This is a genomic window from Myxococcus sp. MH1, from assembly GCF_059738865.1.
The window spans coordinates 1027878-1049076 of the sequence record NZ_AP026947.1; the positions used below are offsets into that span (position 1 = coordinate 1027878).

At 70.5% G+C, this 21199-nt stretch carries 21 protein-coding genes and 1 tRNA gene; 13 read left to right on the forward strand and 9 right to left on the reverse strand.

The genetic code is table 11. The features are described from left to right. Positions 1 to 5 precede the first annotated feature (5 nt). The gene (locus AC6JA9_RS04295; protein ID WP_497959126.1) at positions 6 to 800 is read left to right on the forward strand and encodes a sigma-70 family RNA polymerase sigma factor; all 795 of its coding nucleotides are present in this window, start codon (positions 6 to 8) and stop codon (positions 798 to 800) included. 87 nt (positions 801 to 887) lie between these two features. Next, positions 888 to 960 (forward strand) — tRNA-Phe (locus AC6JA9_RS04300). Between the two features lie 36 nt (positions 961 to 996). On the opposite strand, the gene AC6JA9_RS04305 is transcribed toward AC6JA9_RS04300, so the two are convergent. Next, positions 997 to 1518: a hypothetical protein gene (locus AC6JA9_RS04305; protein WP_267698181.1), complete on the reverse strand. Its 522-nt coding sequence runs from the start codon at positions 1516 to 1518 to the stop codon at positions 997 to 999. A gap of 138 nt (positions 1519 to 1656) precedes the next feature. On the opposite strand from AC6JA9_RS04305, the gene AC6JA9_RS04310 reads away from it, so the two are divergent. The 4 genes from AC6JA9_RS04310 to AC6JA9_RS04325 all read left to right on the forward strand — a co-directional run bounded on the left by AC6JA9_RS04310 (position 1657) and on the right by AC6JA9_RS04325 (position 7103). Beyond that, the gene (locus AC6JA9_RS04310) at positions 1657 to 2202 is read left to right on the forward strand and encodes a hypothetical protein (RefSeq protein WP_497959127.1); all 546 of its coding nucleotides are present in this window, start codon (positions 1657 to 1659) and stop codon (positions 2200 to 2202) included. Between the two features lie 99 nt (positions 2203 to 2301). After that, a complete protein-coding gene (locus AC6JA9_RS04315) occupies positions 2302 to 3708 on the forward strand; it encodes a M16 family metallopeptidase (protein ID WP_497959128.1) in 1407 nt (468 codons plus the stop codon). Continuing rightward, positions 3705 to 5177, forward strand: a complete 1473-nt coding sequence (locus AC6JA9_RS04320) for a M16 family metallopeptidase (protein WP_497959129.1) — start codon at positions 3705 to 3707, stop codon at positions 5175 to 5177. Before AC6JA9_RS04315 ends, AC6JA9_RS04320 begins: the two co-directional genes overlap by 4 nt. Positions 5178 to 5417: 240 nt before the next feature. Next, positions 5418 to 7103 (forward strand): hypothetical protein, encoded by a 1686-nt coding sequence (locus AC6JA9_RS04325; RefSeq protein WP_223749312.1) that lies wholly within the window; start codon positions 5418 to 5420, stop codon positions 7101 to 7103. A gap of 57 nt (positions 7104 to 7160) precedes the next feature. On the opposite strand, the gene AC6JA9_RS04330 is transcribed toward AC6JA9_RS04325, so the two are convergent. From AC6JA9_RS04330 to AC6JA9_RS04350, 5 genes are all read right to left on the reverse strand, one after another. Further along, positions 7161 to 8411, reverse strand: coding sequence for a DUF1615 family protein (locus AC6JA9_RS04330; RefSeq protein ID WP_223749313.1), 1251 nt, complete (start codon positions 8409 to 8411; stop codon positions 7161 to 7163). Between the two features lie 424 nt (positions 8412 to 8835). Next, on the reverse strand, positions 8836 to 9483 hold the full coding sequence (locus AC6JA9_RS04335) for a hypothetical protein (protein ID WP_223749314.1): 648 nt from the start codon (positions 9481 to 9483) through the stop codon (positions 8836 to 8838). A 450-nt stretch (positions 9484 to 9933) separates the two neighbouring features. Next, positions 9934 to 10749, reverse strand: a complete 816-nt coding sequence (locus tag AC6JA9_RS04340; protein WP_223749315.1) for a hypothetical protein — start codon at positions 10747 to 10749, stop codon at positions 9934 to 9936. A gap of 119 nt (positions 10750 to 10868) precedes the next feature. Continuing rightward, positions 10869 to 12674, reverse strand: a complete 1806-nt coding sequence (locus tag AC6JA9_RS04345; protein ID WP_408888191.1) for an acyl-CoA dehydrogenase — start codon at positions 12672 to 12674, stop codon at positions 10869 to 10871. A gap of 22 nt (positions 12675 to 12696) precedes the next feature. Then, positions 12697 to 12879, reverse strand: coding sequence for a hypothetical protein (locus AC6JA9_RS04350; protein ID WP_223749317.1), 183 nt, complete (start codon positions 12877 to 12879; stop codon positions 12697 to 12699). Positions 12880 to 13198: 319 nt separating this feature from the next. Between AC6JA9_RS04350 and AC6JA9_RS04355 the strand changes: the two genes are divergently transcribed. Together AC6JA9_RS04355 and AC6JA9_RS04360 are read left to right on the forward strand one after the other, a co-directional pair. Continuing rightward, on the forward strand, positions 13199 to 14341 hold the full coding sequence (locus tag AC6JA9_RS04355) for a linalool dehydratase/isomerase domain-containing protein (RefSeq protein WP_223749318.1): 1143 nt from the start codon (positions 13199 to 13201) through the stop codon (positions 14339 to 14341). Beyond that, the gene (locus AC6JA9_RS04360; RefSeq protein WP_473566823.1) at positions 14338 to 14601 is read left to right on the forward strand and encodes a hypothetical protein; all 264 of its coding nucleotides are present in this window, start codon (positions 14338 to 14340) and stop codon (positions 14599 to 14601) included. The genes AC6JA9_RS04355 and AC6JA9_RS04360 overlap by 4 nt, the downstream gene beginning before the upstream one ends. 3 nt (positions 14602 to 14604) lie before the next feature. On the opposite strand, the gene AC6JA9_RS04365 is transcribed toward AC6JA9_RS04360, so the two are convergent. Then, on the reverse strand, positions 14605 to 15153 hold the full coding sequence (locus tag AC6JA9_RS04365; protein ID WP_223749320.1) for an ECF-type sigma factor: 549 nt from the start codon (positions 15151 to 15153) through the stop codon (positions 14605 to 14607). Between the two features lie 492 nt (positions 15154 to 15645). On the opposite strand from AC6JA9_RS04365, the gene AC6JA9_RS04370 reads away from it, so the two are divergent. Beyond that, entirely contained in the window at positions 15646 to 17727 is a 2082-nt protein-coding gene (locus AC6JA9_RS04370) for a methyl-accepting chemotaxis protein (protein WP_426748208.1), read from the forward strand. Between the two features lie 55 nt (positions 17728 to 17782). Here AC6JA9_RS04370 and AC6JA9_RS04375 read toward each other — a convergent pair whose 3' ends face one another. Both AC6JA9_RS04375 and AC6JA9_RS04380 read right to left on the reverse strand, forming a co-directional pair. Next, positions 17783 to 18082 carry a hypothetical protein gene (locus tag AC6JA9_RS04375; protein WP_497959130.1) on the reverse strand — a complete coding sequence of 100 codons (300 nt, stop codon included), beginning with the start codon at positions 18080 to 18082 and terminating at the stop codon, positions 17783 to 17785. 57 nt (positions 18083 to 18139) lie between these two features. Beyond that, entirely contained in the window at positions 18140 to 18439 is a 300-nt protein-coding gene (locus AC6JA9_RS04380) for a hypothetical protein (protein WP_223749322.1), read from the reverse strand. Between the two features lie 255 nt (positions 18440 to 18694). On the opposite strand from AC6JA9_RS04380, the gene AC6JA9_RS04385 reads away from it, so the two are divergent. The 4 genes from AC6JA9_RS04385 to AC6JA9_RS04400 are packed head-to-tail and all read left to right on the forward strand — an operon-like array spanning position 18695 to position 21167. Then, positions 18695 to 19630: a 4-hydroxyproline epimerase gene (locus AC6JA9_RS04385; RefSeq protein WP_497959131.1), complete on the forward strand. Its 936-nt coding sequence runs from the start codon at positions 18695 to 18697 to the stop codon at positions 19628 to 19630. Then, on the forward strand, positions 19627 to 20763 hold the full coding sequence (locus AC6JA9_RS04390; protein ID WP_497959132.1) for an NAD(P)/FAD-dependent oxidoreductase: 1137 nt from the start codon (positions 19627 to 19629) through the stop codon (positions 20761 to 20763). Before AC6JA9_RS04385 ends, AC6JA9_RS04390 begins: the two co-directional genes overlap by 4 nt. After that, the gene (locus AC6JA9_RS04395; RefSeq protein WP_223749325.1) at positions 20756 to 20905 is read left to right on the forward strand and encodes a hypothetical protein; all 150 of its coding nucleotides are present in this window, start codon (positions 20756 to 20758) and stop codon (positions 20903 to 20905) included. Before AC6JA9_RS04390 ends, AC6JA9_RS04395 begins: the two co-directional genes overlap by 8 nt. Next, entirely contained in the window at positions 20898 to 21167 is a 270-nt protein-coding gene (locus tag AC6JA9_RS04400; RefSeq protein WP_223749326.1) for a (2Fe-2S)-binding protein, read from the forward strand. Before AC6JA9_RS04395 ends, AC6JA9_RS04400 begins: the two co-directional genes overlap by 8 nt. The last annotated feature ends 32 nt before the right edge of the window (positions 21168 to 21199 follow it).

The following is a 21199-nucleotide window of genomic DNA, read 5'->3' on the forward strand; positions in this document are numbered from 1 at the left end:
GGTCCATGGAAGCCATCAAGGTGAGCGAGTTCTGCGAGTCCCCTGAGCTTGAGGTGTCGGGCGCGGTGGTCGAGGCGCGGGTACGAGAGCACCTGAATCTGGTGGAGCGGTTGGCATGGAAGTACCGCTGGACGGGGCTGCCGCAGGACGAGCTGGTGGCGGAGGGCAACGTCGGGTTGATGGAGGCGGCGGGGCGGTTCGAGGAGCGGGGGGTTCCGTTCGGGGCGTACGCGAGTCAGTGGATCCGGGCGCGCATCCGGGCGTACGTGGGGCGCAACTGGAGCATGGCGGGTGGGCGGGCGCCCTGGGTGGTGTTCCAGCTGCGGCGGGAGCGGGCGCGGCTGGAGGCCCGGTGGGGGGAGGGGCATCCGGAGGTGGTGCGGCGGCTGGCGGACGCGCTGGGCAAGAAGGAGGAGGACGTGGCCCGGGCGGCGGAGTCGCTGACGCGCGATTTGTCGCTGGACGCGCCGGTGACGCAGGACGGGGACGTGACGCGGCTGGAGGTGTTGGAGGGGGACTTCGAGTCGCAGGAGGACTCGGTGGACCGGGCGCAGTGGGCGGCGAGGCTGCGGGCGAGCGTGGAGGCGGCCTGGCCGGAGCTGGACGCGCGGGAGCGGGCGTTGGTGGAGGAGCGGATGATGGTGGAGGAGGGGGTGAGCGCGGAGTTCCTGGCCCAGCGCTTCGGGGTGACGGCGGTGCGCATCCGGCAGATCGAGCAGGGGCTGAGGGCGAAGCTGAAGAAGAGGCTCACGGCCAGTCTGACGACCTGGGACGCGGAGGCGATGCCGCGGGCGGCGTGACGTGGAGGTGAAGGGCCGTCAAATGGGTGCTTGACGGCCTGGGGACGGGCTCGATATGAGAGCGCGGCTTCTCGCGGTGACCCGTACGCCCAGGTAGCTCAGTCGGTAGAGCAGGGGACTGAAAATCCCCGTGTCGGTGGTTCGATTCCGCCCCTGGGCACACGTTGAAGACTTCAGGGCCCTGGACCTCTCTGGTTCAGGGCCCTTTGTTTTTCCGGCGGGTGTGCGGATTGAGCAGGGGCGGGCCGCAGGAGAGGGCGCCACCCTTCACCTGGTTCTCCAGGCTCAGGGCGGAGGCGCCGTCCGGGACCTGAACGAACCGGTAGCCGAGGTGCGCGTGGATGAACGCCTGGGTCCGCTCATCCAGTGACAGGACTCCGCTCGAGACTTGCTGGATGTCCTCGGGTGACAAGGTGGGGAGCACCAGCCGGTCGCAAACATAGACACAGAACTTGTCTCCGCTGCGCCGTCCGCTGGCGTGGCTCCTGAGTCGGTCCGCCAGTCCCCTGGGTTTGGTGGAGGAGGGCTCTTCCACGAGCGGACCTCTGCCTGCCATTCCCACGTAGACGAGCTGCTGGTCTCTCCAGATGGAGTACACGCCCGCGGCGATGCTCGGCAGGGTGCGGTGGGGCCAGCCGGAGAACGCGAACAGCGGCCCGTGCTCGAGATGATGGAGTGCGGCCGTCCAGTCGGGTCCCTGGAAGCGTGGGCTCGTCATGATGTGTGCAGGCTATCCCGCGCGGCGTGGTGGGCCCATCGTCGAGCGAGGTGACGGCGAGCAGACGACCTCGTGCGAAGCCGGGTGCACAGGACGCCTGGGGCAGGGTAGAGAGAGGGCTCGGAGGAGTGACTCGAGATGGACGCGAACGCAGTGGCGGAGCTGGAGAAGGCGGGCGTGAAGGCGGATGCGCCGGACCGGCTGTTTGTCGCCGTGGAGTGGGACGCCGACAAGAAGCACGTGGTCCCCGTGGGCCCCCGCGCCCTGGTGCGTGATGGCGAGAAGCTCGCGCACGTCACCCTCCAGCCCATCTCCAAGCTGTGGACCGGTGACAAGGTTCCCCCCGACTTCACCAAGACTCCGCCCTCCGAGTACCACCCGTTCTTCATGCTCCTCGAGGCCACGGCCGCCGGCTACTGCCGCGCCGTGCGCAACACGGAGACGGACCAGGAGTTCGAGCGGCTCTATCGCCACCTCGCGCGCCGCCCGGATGGCACGGACCGCAACCCCCTGTTCTCGTACCTGCAGGGCGCCGCGCGCCTCTACATGTCCCTGCGCGACGTGAGCAAGGCCGAGTTCGAGGCCGTCGTCCTCCGCCTGCACCAGTCCGCCAGGCACCACCAGACGCACGTCGGAAGCATCAACTACTTCCAGGACGTGCTGCGCGGTGTGCTCGGCGCCTGAGCGCGTCATCCTCCCCGCTCGGTAGGCCCCCCGCCCGAAAACGGAATATCGTGCCCCGCCGCCCGTTCCCGGGCGTCTTCCTCCACCTCAGGAGCACGGATGTTCCGTCAGTCCCTCCTCTGGACGTCGTGCCTGGCGCTGCTGGCGGCTCCTGTCGCCGGCGCCCAGACACAGGCCAAGGCCCCCAAGCCCGCCGCCGCGTCCTCCCAGAAGCTCGGCGCCAACGTCGAGACGCGCACCTTCAAGAACGGCCTCAAGGTCATCGTCTGGCCGGACCATGACATCCCCAACGTCGCCCTCTTCAACTGGTTCCGCGTCGGCAGCCGCAACGAGTACCCCGGCATCACCGGCCTGTCCCACTTCTTCGAACACATGATGTTCAACGGCGCCAAGAAGTTCGGCCCCGGTGAGTTCGACCGCGTCATGGAGGCCAACGGCGGCTCCAACAACGCCTTCACCTCCGAAGACGTCACCGTCTACCAGGACTGGTTCCCCCGCTCCGCCCTCGACATCATCTTCCAGCTCGAGGCCGACCGGCTCCAACACCTGTCCTTCGACCCCAAGGTCATCGAGTCCGAGCGCGGCGTCGTCTACTCGGAGCGCCGCTCCAGCGTGGACAACAACAACATGGGCGCCCTCGCCGAACAGGTCCAGGCCACCGCCTTCGTCGCCCACCCCTACCAGTTCCCCGTCATCGGCTGGCCGTCCGACATCGAGTCGTGGCGCATCGAAGACCTCCAGCGCTACTTCAAGACCTACTACGCCCCCAACAACGGCACCCTCATCATCACCGGCGCCGTCACCCCCGCCGAAATCTTCACCCTCGTCGAGAAGTACCTCGAGCCCATCCCCTCGCAGCCCGCCCCCGAGCCCGTCCGCACCCAGGAGCCCGAACAACAAGGCGAGCGCCGCGTCGTCGTGAAGAAGGTCTCCCAGTCGCCGCTGCTCCAGCTCGCCTACCACGGCATCGCCGGCAACGACGCGGACGCCGAGGCCCTCACCCTGCTGCTCAACATCCTCGGAGACGGTGACTCGTCCCGGCTCCACCGCCGCCTCGTGGAGGAGGAGCGCGTCGCCATCCGCGCCGGCACCATGTACTCGCCCGGCTTCGACCCCGGCCTCGTCTGGCTCACCGCGGACCTGCCCGCCGGCGGCGACCTCGCCCGCGCCGAGGCCCTCCTCACCGAGGAGGTCACCCGCGTCGCCAAGGACGGCGTCACCGAGGCCGAGCTGCGCAAGGCGCGCAACATCACCCTCGCCAACCACTGGCGCTCGCTGGAGACCATCAGCGGCCGCGCATACACGCTCGGCGCCTCCGAGGTCTTCCGCGGCGACTACCGCAAGGTCTTCGACGCCCCCGCCCGCTACGAGCGCGTCACCCGCGAGCACGTCCGCAAGGTCGCCGCCCGCATCTTCGTCACCCAGCGCCGCACCGTCGGCTGGCTCGTCCCCACCGACGCCGTCGAAGTCGCCACCCCCGCCGCTCGCAAGGACGCCACGCGATGATCGCCCCCCTCACCTGGAAGACGGTCCTCGCCGCCGTCCTGCTCTCCTCGGGCACCGCCGCCGCCCAGGGCGCCGCGCCGTCCAAGCCCACCCCGACCGCCGCGCCCGCCGCCGCCCAGGGCGTGAAGCTGCCCAAGCCCACCACCGTCACGCTCAAGAACGGCGCGAAGCTGCTCCTCGTCGAGCGCAAGGAGGTGCCCCTCATCGCCTTCAGCGCGTGGCTGCGCGGCGGCGCGCTCGCCGACCCGTCCGGCAAGGAGGGCCTGGCCGCCCTCACCGCGGAGCTGCTCCAGAAGGGCGCCGGCGCCCGCGATGCCCGCCAGTTCGCCGAGGCGGTGGACGGCGTCGGCGCGATGCTCGACACCCGCGCCGACCTGGAGAACCTGGTCGTCAACGGCCAGTTCATGTCTCGCGACAGCGCGCTGATGGTGGAGCTGCTCGCGGACCTGCTCACCCGCCCGCGCTTCGCCCAGGACGAGCTGGAGAAGACGCGCGATCGCATGGCCTCCGAAATCACCGCCGCCAAGGACGGTGACCCGCGCGGCCTCATCAACACCTACTTCGAGGCGTACCAGTTCTCAGGCCACCCCTACGGCACCCCCGTGGGCGGCACCGAGGCCTCGCTGCCCACGCTCAGCCGCGAGGACGTGCTCGCCTACGCCAAGAACCAGCTCGGCGGTGACAGGCTCATCCTCTCCATCGTCGGTGACTTCGACAGCAAGGCGCTCGCGGCGAAGCTGGAGGCCGCGCTCGGTGGTTGGGCCAAGGCGGCGAGCCCCGCGCCCCAGGTGCCCGCCACCACCGTCTCCCAGGGCCGCCGCGTCCTGCTCGTCGACAAGCCCGACGCCACGCAGACCTACTTCACCATCGGCAACACGGGCATCGCGCGCAACGACGCGGACCGCGTCACCGCCAACCTGGTGGAGACGGTGCTCGGCGGACGCTTCACCTCGCTGCTCAACACCGAGCTGCGCGTGAAGTCCGGCCTCACCTACGGCGCCCGCGCCTACTTCGCTCCGAGCGCCCACCCGGGCACCTTCGCCATCTTCTCCTTCACCCAGACGGAGAAGACGGACAAGGCCATCGACATGGCGCTGGAGGTGTACAGCCGCTACCGCAAGACGGGCATGGATGACGCCATGCTCGCGTCCGCCAAGTCCTACGTGCTGGGCCAGTTCCCGCCCCGGCTGGAGACGGGCGGCCAGGTGGCCAACAAGCTGTCGGAGCTGGCCTTCTACAACCTGGACGCGAGCGACGTGGATGGCTTCGCCACCGCCGTGTCCGCCGCCACCCGCGAGTCCGTGGGCGCCGTCCTCCAGCGCACGCTGCCCGCGCCGGAGAACCTGACCTTCGTCTTCATCGGCAAGGCCTCCGCCATCCGGGAGATGGCCCGCAAGTACGGCCCCGTCACGGAGATGAAGATCTCCGACAAGCGCTTCGCCCCGGCGGCCGCGCCCGCCAAGCGCTGAATCCCAGGCGGTCCCATCGCGCCCTCCGGGTCCGCCGACACCACGTCGGCGCCGGGGGGCGCGGTGCGTTCGGTCCATGGACAGACATCCTTGCGAGGAAATGGCCCGCAACACCTGACGGGCCTGGATTGCGCAAACCTCGCACGGATGCTTGCTGGATGTGATTCATCGCGAGCGCCCCCTGGGCCGTCTGGAGGGCCTCGGCTAGCGTGCCGGGGCTTTCTTCCGAAGGGGGCTCTCATGAAATCGCCGCGATGGTCTTTCCTGCTGGGCGCGACGTGCGTCGCGTGGCTGGCGGGATGTGGAAGTGGTGCGCCCGAGTCGAGCGGACTCGGCGCCGGGCTGGCTTCCGTCGATACGGACACGGACTCGACCGGGGATGGGACGTGGATGGGGGAGCCCATCGCCGAGGGCTGCGAGCCGGATGGCGGCGTGCCCACGGATGGCGGCGTGCCCTCCGTCGACGGGGGCGTGCCCTCGGCTGACGCGGGAGTGCCCTGGGGGTTGGTGTGGGTGAAGAGCACCACCCGTTTCCACACCTCCGTGGGCGTCGCCCAGCAAGAGGAGGACCTGTCCGCCAATCCTCCCGAAATCCTCGTGCCCACCGGCTCGACGTTCGAGCTGCACCTGGGCTCGGCACACCCGGAGGGTGGCTGGCTGTTCACCGGTATCCGCCAGGGGGCGTACTACCTGCGCAGGGGGTCCACCTCCCTCATCACGAGCGCGAGATACGTGGACGTCGGTCGCAACCGCCTGGGCCGCTCCGACGCGCAATACGTGGACGTGGCCTCCTCGCCGCTCCAGGTCAACCTGCTGAACCTGGCGCCGTGGCAGAACTGGGAGAGCGGCACGCAGCCCGGCTCCAGCCTCCAGCTCACCTCGTCGCAGGTGGACCTGTACTCCACCGCGAGCGTCTTCGACTTCATCCCGGATGGCGCGACGTCCATCGTCACGTCCAACGCCGTGATGGACTCGGGCCTGGGCAACCTTCCGGTCTTCGAGGCGGACAAGGGAGACCGGCTCTACGTCAACCAGCTCAGCGAGTTCAGCGCGGGCTCCCTCCCGGATGGACGCCCGCTGGGCTACACCGCCGTGGAGCGCTCCGCGCAGGTGGGAGCCTTTGACTTCCTGCCGGATGGCTTCACGCCCATGCCTGTCACCGGGCTGCTCCAGCCGGCGCGGATGCGGGAGTTCCCCATCGAGTGGCGGCTGCCTGACTTCGCGCGCTTCGCCTCGCACGTCCACCCCAATGCACAGCCGGGGATACCGCGCCTGGACCTGGTGCCCGGCCCCCACGGATTGCAGGAGGGGTGGATTGGCTATACCGGCGAGCTGCTCAGCCTGAGCCTGCCGCGTGGCACCGCGTATGACCTCACGGCGCGTCTGCGGTTCGGCAATCCCTATCCGTCGAACTGGGGCGTCATCGGCGTGGTGTCCTATTCGTTCCGCAACCAGGAGCGCATGCCGGATGGCTCGGGCCGGCTGGGCAGCATCACCGGGGGCTATACGGAGTGGGACTCCATCGACAACCTCATCGCCGGGCCCCTGGTGCCCAAGCTGTCGCCTCCGCTCGCCTTCACCATCGATGGCGTGCCCGCCACGATTCCGCGCAGGGTAGGGACCGTCAGTCCGGTGCTCGCATGGACGCCGCCGCTGGTGGGCACGCCCAGCGCCTACCGGGTCAGCATCCAGCGGTTCGACCCGGACCTCGGCTTCGCGTTCACCTGGCGGGTGCTCTACATGCCCGGCTCCGTCACCCAGGTGCGCCTGCCTCCGGATACCCTGGAGCCCGCGACCAGCTACATCGCCACGGTGAGCGCCATCGACAGCCCGAACGTCGCCATCGAGAACTTCCCCTTCCGGACGTTGGATCGACTGCCGTATCGCTCGTTCGCCACCACGAGTTCGTACTTCACCACGCCGTGACGCTCGGCGCGTGAGCTCGCCGGGGGCCCTCCGTGTCCGGGGCTCCCGGTGGACGGGTCACTTCGCGCCCTGGATGTCCCGGGCGCGAGGTGGCGGCTTCGTCGAGTCGCGGTAGCGGCCCTGGCACTTCTGGAAGCGCGCGTCGACGGAGCGGGCGAACCAGGCCGTGGTGCGCTCGCCCTTCAGCTTCGGGCTCTGGAGCGTCACCTGCGGCAGCTGCGCGTAGACGGGGGACTGGCCCGTCTGGTTCGCGAAGACGCGCTTCACCGCGCGGAAGGTCTCCGTGGACTCGAAGGACTCCTCCTTCTCCTTCTTCACGTCGCGGCGGACCTGGCGCTCGCTGAGGTCCGGGGCGAGCGTGCGACGGAAGGTGAGCAGCGCGGTCAGCGACTTGCTGTCCTGGCTCTTGGGCTCGCCGTTCTTGTCGTAGAGCTGGAGGTCTCCGTCGAGCACCAGCGACACGCCGGTGAGCTGGCTGACCTGGGCCTGGAGGGCGGTGTTGCGCGAGGCGTAGACCCCGGCGTTGTAGTCCGCGAAGCGGAAGAGGGGCTGGGGGTAGGCGGCCTCGAAGCCGAGCAGTCTCGCGGTGCCGTAGCGCACGCCGCCCGCGCGGGTGTACAGCGCGTCGCGCACCTTCACCGGGTCCGCGTCCTCGCCCGCCTTCTCCACCGCGTAGCGGACGCTCACCTGCATGGAGCCCGCGGTGGTGACGGGGTTCAAGTCCTCCAGTCGCCGCGAGGAGAACAGGGCGCTGGCCAGGTTCATCGTGGCGTAAGTGGTGGGGTACTCGGCCTCGTAGAACGCGAGCATGTCGCGGAAGAGCTTGTCGAGGTCCCGCTCGGTCTGCACGGCGCGCAGCCGCTCGTCGAACGTGCGCTTCTGGCCGGGCGCCTTGCCGGAGAGCACGGAGGCCAGGGCCTTGTGACCGAGCGGGCCCAGCGTGTCCGCGTGCTCCTCCAGCTTCGCGCGCACCATGCGCGAGAGGTTCGGCACGGCGGGGTCCGCCTTGTAGCCGGACTCCTGCTCGATGATGGCGAGCACGGAGCACACCGCGACGGGAGAAGGCGGCACGTCCTCCGCCTCCAGCGCGGCGAGCACGTCGCGGGCCCAGCCCTCCTTCTCCTTCACGTGCGTGGGGATGAGGCGGGTGACCTGCTGGACGGAGAGCCTGGGAGGGGGCGGGACGGTGGGCTCGGGCGTGCCCGCGCCTCGGGGGGCGCAGGCGGTGACGAGACACAGCAGGGCCCAGGCGACGCGCTGAGCTCCGCGGCGTCGCGTTCCGGTTCCACCTGGGCCTGGGTCATCCATCCGCGCGCCTCCGAGATGCGGCACACCGCTCCACCGATGTCGGACGGTGGAACAGCCCGTACGGCGACTTCCTCCCGCCGCCGTGCTCGTCGACGGCGGGACCGCGGAGGCATTCAGTCCGTGACTCGGGGCGTCATCCTACCTTGGCTCAGGTGGAGGCGGAATGTGTTCGCACGGGAGCGCGGGTGGGTCGCACCTCGCGTGCGACGTGGTGACGACTCCAGGACGACGAAGCCCGATGGCTCGGGCGTGTCCTTGTGGCGTGATCGTCTGCACCTGCTTGGCCGTGGCGGAGGCGTGCGTCGCGGGGCACCGCGACCTTCCATGAAGACGAAGCCCGATGGCGCTCGGGCGTGTCCTCGTGGCGTGGTCGTGGACTCGGCTCGGCGAGAGGCGGACGTATGCTCCCGTCAGCAACTGCCTGTCAGCGGCGGATGCGCACGTCGCGCGCGACGCTGCGGCCTCCCATGAGGACGAAACCCGCTCGCACCGGCGTGCCCTCCTGGAGCTGGCGCAACGACACGCGCCGGCCCTGGCGCATGCCCTGGCTGCGCTCGTCGAGCGTGAGCACGTAGTCGTTGCCCTCGCGGTCTCGCACGGTGATGGTGTCGCGGCCCACGCGCTTGACCCGGCCGCTCACGGCGCTGGAGGCGATGACCACGTCCTCGAGGGAGCGGTTCGACGTGTCCTCGGGGAGAGCGGCCTGCGCCGCTCGCGCGGCTCCCTTGAACCAGTCCTCGTCCTCGCTCGCCTGCACCGCCTCGGTGCCAATCATGATGCGACCCGCGCCACCGGTCCCCGTGCTCGCGATGGCGTTGCCCTGCGCGCCCGTGCCTTGCGTGGTGCTGGTGTCCCGCGCGCCCGTGCTGGCGTTGCCCGTGCTCGCGGTGTTGCCCTGCGCGGTGCCCGTGCTCGCGGCGTTGCTCTGCGCGGTCCCCGTGCTCGCGGTGGCGTTGCCCTGCGCGTTGCCCGTGCTCGCGGCGTTGCCCTGCGCGGTGCCGGAGTTCCGCGCGCCCGTGCTGGCGTTGCCCGTGCTCGCGGCGTTGCCCTGCGCGGTGCCGGTGTTCCTCACACTCGTGGCAGCGTTGCCTTGCGCGGCGCCAGCAGTCCGCGAGCCCGTCGCGGTGTTGCCCGGGGCTGTACCCGTTACAGGGTTGCCTCGCGTGTCGCCGCCCGTGCTCGTGCCGGTGTTCTGCTCAGTACCCGTCGGAGTCCCGACGAGGCCCGCCAACTCGGGAGACTCGACCTGCTCGGACTGTCCACTCGTGGCGCGAGCCGCCCTTCCACCTTCGTGTCCCTGGCGCTCGGCACAGCCCGTGACGCACGCGCAGAGACCCAACATTCCCACCCACGCCCATCGACTACCCATCCGCGCACCTCGCGTTCTCATTCGGAGTGACCTGCGAGGAGGTCCGTGCAAACGCCGTGCTCCAGCCAACCAGCCCGGGGGCCCGTGCCCTCGTCAGTCCCTGACGGCGTCTGCTCGCCTGCCAGCCCTCGATGCGTCCGGCCCCGACGTCGCTCAGCGCGGGCTCGCCATCGCGCGCGCCACGGCCTTCACGTGGGTTCGCACCAGCTCGCGCGACGCCATCAGGTCCGTGGCGTTGTCGGGCGTGTAGCCCAGACACAGCACCACGTCGTCCTCGGGCGAAGCGCGCACACCGAGCTTCATGTAGTCGAGCATTCGAGGCACGGGCTCGCCCTCCGTGTCCTTCGTGAAGCGACCGAAGACGCCCGCCTTCGGGTCCCTGCGCGGCGCCGTCTCCTTCAGCGCGAACAACTTCCGCACCGCCGCGAGCACCCCGGGCTGCTCCACCATCTGCTCCGGCCGAGCCGGTCCACCCAGCTCCCACTCCAACAGCCGCAGGCAGCCACGCACGTACTCCACATCCGTGATGACCAACCCATACAGATACCAGTCCGCGCACGCCGCCTGGACCAGGCGCGCCTGCCCATCCGTCAGCCACCCGAACGACGGACACGTGAACGTTTCACACACCGACGCGCGATACACGCCGCAGTCCCGCAGGTCCGTCCCACCCGTCGTCAGCGGATGCCCCAGGCACCCCACCTGCTTGCGGTCCTTGTCCAGGAACCCCAGCAGCGGACACACCCTGACCGCCGGGAACATCGGCGCCGCTCGGCGCGCGTCCACCAGCTCCTTCGCCGCCGCGCTCCAGGCAGACGCCTCGTACGGCACCCGACGCAGCCGCTCGGTCTGCATCGCGAGCTGCTCCATCAGCGCCCCGCGCGAGTGGTCCCTGAAGTTGTAGAGGCCACAGCAGGCGCCACACGAGGCGCCCCCACCGGGCTGGCAGAGGTGGAAAGAGACAGACACCCTTCACATCTTACGAGCACCAACGATTAATGCAGCCGAAACGTAGCGAGCGAGCAGTCGTTTCACACACTCCGAGCAGGCGGCCGGGCGTCGGAGTGTGAAGCCCGAGTGGGGTGGGTTCAAAACCACTCGGGGCGCATCCGGGCGTAGGAGTCCTCGCCGGTGCGGCACAAGTCGACGAGCAGGGGCACGCGGGGCAGCTCCACCGCGAACCAGTACTGCGCGGCGGCGAGCTTCCCCTCGTAGAAGTCCGAGTCGCCCTGGCCGCGCGCCAGGCCCTCCTTCGCCGCGGCGGCCTGCTCCAGCCAGCGCCACGCCACCGCGAGGATGCTGAACAGCTCCAGGAAGTCCGCGCTGTGGCGCAGCATCAGCTCCACCTCGCCCGCCATGCCCTTGGCGCCGAGCTCCGAGACGAGCTCCGCCACCTCGCCACACGTCCGCTCGAGCGCGTCACCCCACCCAGCGTCCACGCCCGCCGTCTTCGCGCGCGCCACCGTGCGGCCCACCTCCCGCGCGAAGGTCGCCAGCGCCGCGCCGCCGCCCGCCACCACCTTGCGGCCGAGCAGGTCGAGGCCCTGGATGCCCGTGGTGCCCTCGTGGATGCTGTTGAGCTTCTGGTCCCGGAGCCACGCCTCCGGCAGGTACTCGCTGGAGTAGCCGTAGCCGCCGTGCACCTGCACCGCGAGCGCGTTCGCCTCGAAGCCGCGCTCGGCCGGGAAGCTCTTCGCCACCGGCGTGAGCAGGTCCACCAGCAGCCCCGCGCTCCGGCGCGTGTCCTCGTCCGCGGCGTGTGACGCGAGGTCCGCCTGGTACGCCGCCGTCACCAGCAGCGACAGGCCGCCCTCCACGATGGCCTTCTGTCTCAGCAGCATGCGCCGCACGTCCGCGTGCTCGATGATGGGCGACTGCGGCCGGGTGGCGTCCTTCGCCCCGGCGGGCCGACCCTGGGGCCGCTCGCGCGCGTACGCCACCGCCTCGTGGTACGCCGCCGACGCGGTGGCCACGCCGTTGAGGCCCACCATGATGCGCGCCTCGTTCATCATCTGGAACATGCACGCGAGCCCCCGGCCCGGCGGGCCCACCATCCAGCCGCGACAGTCACCCGCCTCGCCGTAGTTGAGCGCGAGGCTGGGGATGCCCTTCCAGCCAATCTTGTGGATGACGCCCGCCACGCGGACGTCGTTGTCCACCAACGCGTCGCCCTCGCGCCGCCGCGCCGGCACCGCGAACAGGGAGATGCCCCGCGTGCCGCTCTCGGGGCCCTCGGTGCGCGCGAGCGTGAGGTGCACGACGTTCTCGGTGAAGTCCTGGTCGCCGCCGCTGATGAAGATTTTCGAGCCCTGGATGCGCCACGTGCCGTCCCCTGCGGGCGTCGCGCGCGTGCGCACGTCCGCGAGGCTGCTGCCCGCCTGCGGCTCGGTGAGGGCCATGGTGCCGGTCCACTCGCCCCGGTACAGCGGCTCCATGAAGGCCTGCTTCACCTCCGGCGAGCCGAAGACCTCCAAGAGGTGGGCCGCGCCGTGCGTCAGCCCCAGGTACGCGTACGCGCTGAGGTTGGCGGCCATGAGGTACGCGCTGGCCAGCGCGTGCACCGTCATCGGAAGCTGTTGTCCGCCCACGTCCGGAGGCCGGGTGGCGGTGAGCATGCCCAGCTCGACGAGCCGCGGGTACAGCTCGCGCATCAGCGGGTGGACCTTCACGCGGCCGCCCTCGAAGGACGGGGGCTCCAAATCCAGCGTGCGGTACGTGGGGTAGAGCACCTCGCGCGCGAAGCGGCGGGCGCTGTCGAGCAGCAGGCCGAAGGTCTCGCGCGAGTGCTCGGCGAAGGCGGGAAGCGTGCAGAGATGCTCGACGTGAATCACCTCGTCGAGCTGGAAGTCCACGTCGCGGTCCGACAGCAGCGGATTGGGGCGGGGCGCGCTCATGCCCGCGTTGTTAGCAGGAGCGCTACCAGGAGGCGATGGCCTCGTCGAAGTCCACGGCCTCCTCGTCGTCGTCGCGAGGCGCGTGGGTTCGCAGTGCGGAACGGCGCCACCGCTTGCCGGGACCGCGAGGCGTCTGGTGCCGCTCGCCCAGGACCTCCAGCAGGCCGGACGTCATCGCCGCTTCACCCAGGCCTTCCAGGCGCATGGGGCGACGCAGGCGCCCCAGGAGGCGTCGCCGCGCCGGGCCCGAATCCCAGTTCGAAGATGTTGTGCTCCACATGACACGCTCCTGCTCCGGGAGGCACCCGCTGCTGCTTGCACGTACGACTCCTCAACTTGGGTCTGCCCTCCGGTCCGTGCCATGTGGGGAGCGCTCGCCCCCTCGCCGGCCGCCGGCTGGACGACACGGAGACCGAGCGCCCGTCCGCTCGGCCCCCGGCCTCGAACGACCGCTCAGCTGTCCGCGTTGACCGTTCACCGGCGTCGTCCACGGAGGCACTGTCCGCTGGCGGATAACCCGGGGCATGCGACGCATGCTCCTGCTGCTGCTGGCGATGGCGGTGTGGGTTCCCTCCCTGCAACTGGGGTTTCGTCCCGACAATCCCCGGGACTGGGTGCCGGCGCTCGCCGCGCGGCAGCGGGCCCTGGCCCTGGTGGCGGAAAGCCCCGAGCGCGACGTGCTGCGTCGGTCCAATCCGGAGTGGGACCTGATGGCGCGCACCTTCTGCGTGCTCGCCTTCGCGAACCTGGCGCTCCACGAGCCGGAGCGCAGGGCGGAGCACCTGGCCGTCGTCGACACGCTCATCACGCGCACGCTGGAGGACGAGCGGGGAGGGGTGGACACGTTCCTCCTGCCGTACGTGCACGCCGCGCCGTTCAGGGACGCCTCGGGGCGCAGCCTCTTCATCGAGGGCGAGGTGGCGTTGATGCTCGCGGCCCGGCAGCTGGTGGAGCCGCGCGAGGCGTGGGCGTGGCCGCTGCGCGAGCGGGTGGACCGCATGGCCGCGCAGCTGGAGCGGGCCCCGCTGCTCTCGGCGGAGAGCTATCCCGACGAGGGCTGGATCTTCTGCAACACCGTGGCGCTCGCCGCGCTGCGCCTGTCCGACGCGGTGGATGGCCGCAGCCACGCCTCGCTGCGCGAGCGGTGGGTGCGCTCGGCGCGCGAGCACCTGCTGGACGCGCGCACCGGGCTGCTCGTCTCCAGCTTCACCCACGAGGGCGCGACGCGGGACGGACCCGAGGGCTCATCGCTGTGGCTCGCCGCGCACATGCTCCAGCTGGTCGATGCCGACTTCGCGCGCGAGCAGTTCGAGCGCGCCCGGGCGCTGCTCATCGGCGAGCGCCTGGGCTTCGCCTGGGCGGCGGAGTGGCCCGCGTCGGATGCGCGCGCGGGCGACATCGACTCCGGTCCCACGATTCCGCTGGTGAACGCGAACGCGGGCTCGAGCGGATTGGCGCTGGTGGCGGCCTCGGCCTTCGGCGACGAGGCGCTGCTCATGGGGCTGTCCACCAGCCTGCGATTCGCCGCGTTCCCCATCCTGGAGGACGGCGGCCTGCGCTTCGCGGCGGGCAATCCGCTGGCCGATGCCGTGTTGCTGTACTCCCTGACGCAAGGTCCGCTGTGGCGGCGAGCGCTGTCACCGCGAACGCTGGAGGCCCACCGATGATGCTCACCCGGATGTCGCGCGCGCCCAGGGTCCTCATGGCGCTGGTGTGGGTCGCCGTCTTCCTGCTGCTGCACCTGGCGGGAGGCCGGCAGTATGTCGGCGTGCTGTCGGGCACCCGCGTGGGGGGCGCGCCCGAGCTCGTCTTCGGGCTCCTGTACGCGCTCGCGTGGTTCGGCGCCGTGCTGCTGGCGCCCATCCTGCTCCTGGCGGGCCTCGCGGACGCGGCGCTGCCCCGGCCGCCTTCGGCGAAGCGGCGCTGAGCCTCAGTGGCTCAAGCGCTCGGTCAGCCAGACGCGCACGTAGGACCAGTCCCGGCGCGCCGTCGCCTGGGACACCTCGAGCACCCCGGCCGTGTCGGGCAGGCTCAGGCCCGCGAAGTAGCGCAGCTCCACCAGCCGCGCGAGCCGGGGCTGGAAGGACTCCAGCTCCGACAGGGCCTCCTCCAGCTGGAGCACCTCCAGCTCGGCGCCCGCCGGCGCTTCGTCTCCCAGGTGACGCAGGCTCACCCGCTCGCGCCTCGCCGCGCGACGCAGGAGGAGCGGCGCCCGGGCCCGGTCCACCAGGACCTTGCGCATGGCGCGCGACGCGGCGCACAGGAAGCGGGGACGGGACTCCAGGGGGACGCCCGCCGCGAACAGCCGCGCCCAGGCCTCCTCCACCAGCCGCACGGGGTGCTGGGGCGTGAGCTCGGACACCTCCGGCGAGAGCCTCCACTGGAGCTCCCGACAGGCCGCCGCCATCAGCGCATCCCGAGCGCCCGAGTCCTCTTCCCGCGCCCCTTCCAGCAACTCCGCCAGCTCCGCCGTGCTCATGTATCCCCCTCGGTCCTACCTGGACCGCCCCCGGAACCATCTCCGTGCTCCTTCTTAACGACGGATTAGCCGGAAATCCTTGAGCGGCCGGAAGTAACCCTCACCGGGCAACAATCCCACCCGGGCAGGTGGGGAGGCGGCCCGGACCGTTGACCCGCTCGGCGGAGGGCCTCTTCGGGGCCGGCGCCCCGATACAGCGTGTCGACATGGATACATGCATGACACAGCTCGCGGTTTGTTCGTGATTGGCTCGCGTGACGCGAGTTTGTTCCATGAAGACAGTGGAGCAGTGTTCCAAGTGTCGACGTCCGTCTCGAGCCTGCTCACACGCGGGGAAGGAGCAGACGGGCGGGGTGGGGTGGACCCGTTTACAGCGATGTCTCGAACACACGAGCATCGCCATACATGTCTTGGTCTCCTGTCTCGCAGCGCGTGTCGTCGTCGTGTCGTGTCTCGCGTCGCGGTCCTGCTGTTTGCAGAGGGCGTCACCGCGTGTCGCAATCCACGCGTTGGCTGGTGGTGCTGTGCTGGATGCTGGTGCTGGCGTGGAGCTCCGCGGCCCAGGCGCAGACACGCGCCGCGAGCGTCATGGAGTTGAAGGACGGGTGGCTCCATCACTGGGGAGACTCACCGCTGGGGCCGGACGGCGTGCCCACGTGGGCGAAGGAGCCCGACAAGGTCGACTGGAAGTCGATGGAGGCGCTGAAGGTCCCGCCGGGTCGGGAAGCGCACACGATGTTGTGGGTGAGCATCCCCGTGCCTCGAGGTGGATGGGGTGAGCCCGCGCTGATGCTGGGCTCGGTGACCAACGCGTACGAGGTCTATGTCGACGGCCAGCGTGTCTACGCGAACGGGAAGCTGAACCCGTCGGGGACCGAGGTGCGCGAGTCCATCTGGGCGCAGCTGATTCCGCTGCCCGCCTCCGCGCAGGGCTCGCGGGTGCTGCTGCGCATCCAGAGCAGCACGGCGGCCATGGGCGTGAGCCAGCACGCGCGGGTGGGGCCTCGCCACGAGCTGCTGGCGCGGGTGGTGCGCACGGGGCTGGGCTGTCTCGTCACCGGCAACCTGCTGCTGGTCATCGCGCAGGTGGCGCTGGGCATGTCGCTGCTGGGGCGGCAGCGGCGCATGTTGTTGGCGCTCGGCGTGTTCTCCGGCGGCGCGGGCGTGCTGCTCGTGGGCATGAGCGGGGTGGTGAGCGCGGTGTGGGGCGTGGAGCTGTCGCTGTGGCGCGCCACGTTCCTCGCGGCCTACTGCGTGCTGCCGGGGCTGGGCTGGTTCATCCAGGAGGGCATCCTGGAGGGGCGCGCGCGCTGGTTCAGCGCGGTGGTGTGGACGGTGACGGTGCTCGCCGCGCTGCAGGCCGTGGTGGCCATGGTGGACCTGGGGACGGCGAGCCGGCTGTTCCAGGTGCTCATGCTGTACTCCATCCCGGTCCTGCTGACGTACGTCATCGTCGCGGTGGTGGCCGCGCTCCGGGGCAACGTCGACGCGCGCATCTTCAGCGCGGGCCTGGGGGTGCTCACCCTGGTCCTGGTGGCGGCGATGCTGCCGCTGTTGGGCTGGGTGAAGATGGAGGGGATGTTCATCCACTGGGGCTTCCTCGCCTTCACCGCGTCGCTGGTGGGAATCGTGGCGCGGCGCTCCTCGCATGTGGTGCGCTCGCTGTCGTCGCACGCGAGCCAGCTGGAGGCGCGGCGCAAGGACGTGCGCGAGCTGGCCGAGGGCATGGGCACCGGCGCCGGGGAGCTGGCCACGGTGGCGCAGCAGCTGCGCACCTCGAGCGAGGAGCAGACGGACGGCATCGGTCGTCAGGCGACGGCGCTCAAGGAGCTGGAGCAGACGGTGCAGGAGATTCGCCAGGGCTCGCTGGTGACGGCGGACAAGGCGCGTGTGCTGGCCGAGTCCATCGTCGCCGCGGAGGAGGCGGGGCGCGACGGCGGCGCGGCGCTGGACAAGACGCTGACGAACCTGGAGGCCATCCGCGAGGAGGTGTCGGAGATGGCGCGGCGCATCCTCGCGCTCGATGAGCGGACGCGGGAGATCGCGGGCATCGTCGACACGGTGAAGGGCCTGGCGGACCAGTCCAACATGCTCGCGGTGAACGCGGCCATCGAGGCGGCGCGCAGCGGCGAGCACGGCCGGGGCTTCAGCGTGGTGTCTCGCGAGGTGCGCAGCCTCGCGGACCAGTCCATCCTGGCCACCCAGCGCATCCGCGAGGTGCTGGAGGGTGTGAGCAGCAGCATGCGCGAGGCGGCGAAGATGAGCGAGCAGGGCGAGCAGCGCGTCCGGGTGAGCGTGGAGGCGGTGCGCGTCTCCGGCACGCAGCTGCGCAAGCTCGCGGGCATCATCGGCGACACGAGCAACAGCGTGCGGCAGATCTCGGCGGCCGTGTCACAGCAGGACGCGGGCACGTCGCAGATCGCCGTGGCCATCCAGGACATGTCGGGGCAGATGCAGCAGACGCTGCGGGTCGTCGAGGAGACGCGCAACGTGACGCGCTCGGTGCAGACGCTGGCGCAGAGCATGGCCGGCTCGGCGCGCAAGGCGCTCGAGTCCGGCACGCTGGGCAGCTGAGGGAGTGCGTCTCGTCCACGCTCCTCGCGGCGTGGACGAGAGGGAGGAAGCGGCCTCAGTGGGCGGCTTCACCGCCGCCGCACAGGCCACTCCAGTAGTAGTAATAGGGCGTGGGCGTGGTGTCGCCCCAGGTCTGGATGACGCCGCGGCACTTGCAGATGACCACGCCGGTGGGCTCACCGCTCATCGAGGGGTCCGCGTAGTAGTAGTACTCCCAGGCCGTCGTGCCGTCGCAGACGTCGCTGGCGCTCCGGGACATCCCGTCCTGGACCTGCTCCTCGCCGTCGTGAGCGACTCCACAGCCCGTGAGGACCGCGGCCGTCAGCATGACTCCCAGGAAGTTGCGTGGATGCATGTCGTGCTCCTTGAGGGGTGAGGAACAGATGCTATTCCATGACGGATGCCATCCGGCTTACGGCTCGATGGGGCCGGCGCAGAGCGGGTGGAAGGGGCCACACGCGAAGCGCTGGGTGCAGAATCCACCCCCCTGGGTGGGCCAGGCGTAGGCGACCGTCTCGGGGGCGCCGGGAGGGCAGTCGAGGGTGTGTGAGTCGACCCGGCACCAGTCCGCGGGGTCACACGTCCACGGGTCCGAGATTCGCTGGTGCGTGGACGTGTCCCGGGCCTGGGGACTCCCGGCATCGGAGTCCGGACCACAGGCCGTCAGGAAGAAGGCCACCACGACAACTCCACTTCGCTTCCGAAGGTTCATTGCGTGCTCCCTTTGCGTGAGGAGGCACAGCCTCGCCCGAAGGGCTGACACGGGGCCAGGGCCGTGAGGCGGGCGCCGTGGCCGGGTGCGTCACCCGGTGCCGAGGCCGTGGCGGCGCGGGGCGGGGATGGAGGGGTGCTCGCTCCCGGCGCATTTGCGTGTTTGCCACGTGGGTGTGGTCGAATCGCGCAAGAAACCGCGCTCCAGGACTCCTAGGGTTGCATGCGGGAGGCCCGGGTGGAGGGAGTGGTCCGCATGCGGCGCATTCGAGTCATCGACAGTCATACAGGGGGTGAGCCCACGCGGGTGGTGACGGAGGGCGGCCCGGAGCTGGGCACGGGCGACCTGGCGAGCTTGCGCGAGCGGTTCCGGGAGCGCTTCGACGACTTCCGCAAGGCCATCGTCTGCGAGCCCCGGGGCTCGGACGTCATGGTGGGCGCGCTCCTGTGTCCGCCCGTCAGCCCCTCGAGCGTCGCGGGCATCATCTTCTTCAACAACGTCGGCTACCTGGGCATGTGTGGCCATGGGACCATCGGCGTGGTGAAGACGCTGGAGCACCTGGGCCGCATCGGCCCCGGCGTGCACGCGCTGGAGACGCCCGTGGGCGTGGTGAAGGCCACCCTGCACCCGGACGGGAGCGTCAGCATCGCCAACGTGCCCAGCTACCGCTGGGCGCACGACGTGAAGGTGGACGTGCCCGGGCATGGCGTGGTGCACGGCGACATCGCGTGGGGTGGCAACTGGTTCTTCCTCTCGCGCGCGACGAACCCTCCGCTGGAGCTGGCGCGGGTGCCGTCGCTGCTCGCGTACACGTCCGCCATCAAGCAGGCGCTCGCGGACCAGGGCATCACGGGGGAGGGGGGCGCGGAGGTCGACCACGTGGAGCTGTATGCGCCGTCGCCGACGCCGGGTGTGAATGCGCGCAACTTCGTGCTGTGCCCGGGGCTCGCGTATGACCGTTCTCCGTGTGGCACGGGGACGAGCGCGAAGGTGGCGTGTCTGGCCGCGGAGGGCGCGCTCGCCGAGGGCGACACGTGGGTGCAGGAGAGCATCATCGGCAGCCGCTTCCAGGCGCGCTACGTGCGTGATGGCGAGCGTGTCCTGCCCACGATTACGGGCACGGCTTCTGTCAACGCGGAGGCCACGCTGCTGGTGGACCCGAAGGACCCGTTCGCGTGGGGCATCGGATGAGCGCCTTCGACTGCGTCATCGTCGGCGGTGGCATCGTCGGCGCGGCGCTCGCGGAGGCACTGTCCACCGAGGGGATGTCCGTGGCGCTAGTCGAGGCGCGCTCCATCGGCACCGCGACCACCGCGTGCGGGATGGGACACCTGGTCGCGATGGATGACAACGCGGCGGAGCTCGCGTTGACCGCGTACTCCGTGTCGCTCTGGCGGCAGCTCGCGCAGGGACTGCCGCGCACCGTGGAGTACGACGCGTGCGGCACCTTGTGGCTGGCGGCGGATGACGAGGAGATGGCGGCTGTCTCCGCGAAGGTCGCCAATTATCGCGCCGCGGGTGTTCGGGCCGAGGTGTTGGATGCGGCCGCGTTGTACGAGGCGGAGCCTGCGTTGGCCCCCGGGCTCGTCGGTGCGCTGCGGGTGCCGGATGACGCCGTGTTGTATCCGCCGGTGGCCGCGCGGACCTTCGCGCAGAGGGCGCAGGCGCGTGGGGCGAAGGTGAGGACGGGATGTCCGGTCCGGGAGCTGCGGCCCGAGGGCGTCTTCCTGACGAACGGGGAGGTACTGAAGGCCGGGCGGGTGGTGCTCGCGGCGGGCGTGGCGAGTCCCTCGCTCTGTCCGGAGCTGCCCATCTCCCCGCGCAAGGGACACCTGCTCATCACGCGGCGCGGTGCTCCCGTGGTGCATCACCAGCTCGTGGAGCTGGGGTACCTGAAGAGCGCGCATGGCACGGATGGGGCGTCGGTCGCGTTCAATGCGCAGCCCCGGGTCACCGGGCAGTTGCTGCTCGGGTCGTCGCGGCAGCCCGGGGAGGCGAGCCGTGAGGTGGAAGCCGTCATCCTGGAGCGCATGCTGAAGCGCGCGGCGATGTTCCTCCCGGGACTCGATGGCTTGCAGGCGCTGCGCGTGTGGACGGGACTGCGTCCGGCGAGCCCGGATGGACTGCCGCTCTTGGGAGCGCATCCGGAGAAGCCGTGGCTGTGGCTGGCTTGTGGGCATGAGGGATTGGGCATCACCACCGCCACGGGGAGCGCGCGGCTGGTCGCGGACCAGATGCTCGGGCGTAAGAGCGCCATCGATGTGTCGGCGTACTCGCCCTCTCGCTTCCTGGGTGGGGCGACTCGCGAGGTGGCGCATGCGTGAGTGGGTGCCGCAGGGCGCCTCGACGGACGTGCGCCGCCCATGGATGGGCGCTTCGTCGCTCTACGCCGCCGGTGGGCTGATGCATGAGCAGGAGTCGCAAGGCTCCTGGAGGCCGCGTCGTCGCGAGGTGCCCCATGGGTGAGCCGTCGCGCAAGGCACCTGCCTCCGTCACGCTGCGTATCAACGGGCAAGCCGTCACCGTTCCCTCGGGCACCTCCGTGGCCGCGGCGCTCGCGATGACGGAGCGGTTCGTCAGCCGCGCGGACCTGGGTGGACGTCCTAGGGGCCCGCTGTGCGGCATGGGCGTGTGCTTCGAGTGTCGGGCCACCGTCGACGGCGTGTCCGAGGTCCTCACGTGCCTGACGCCGTGTCGTGACGACCTGGAGGTGGTGACCGATGGGTGAGGGATTCATGCCCGGAGTTGCGCGTGTCTCCT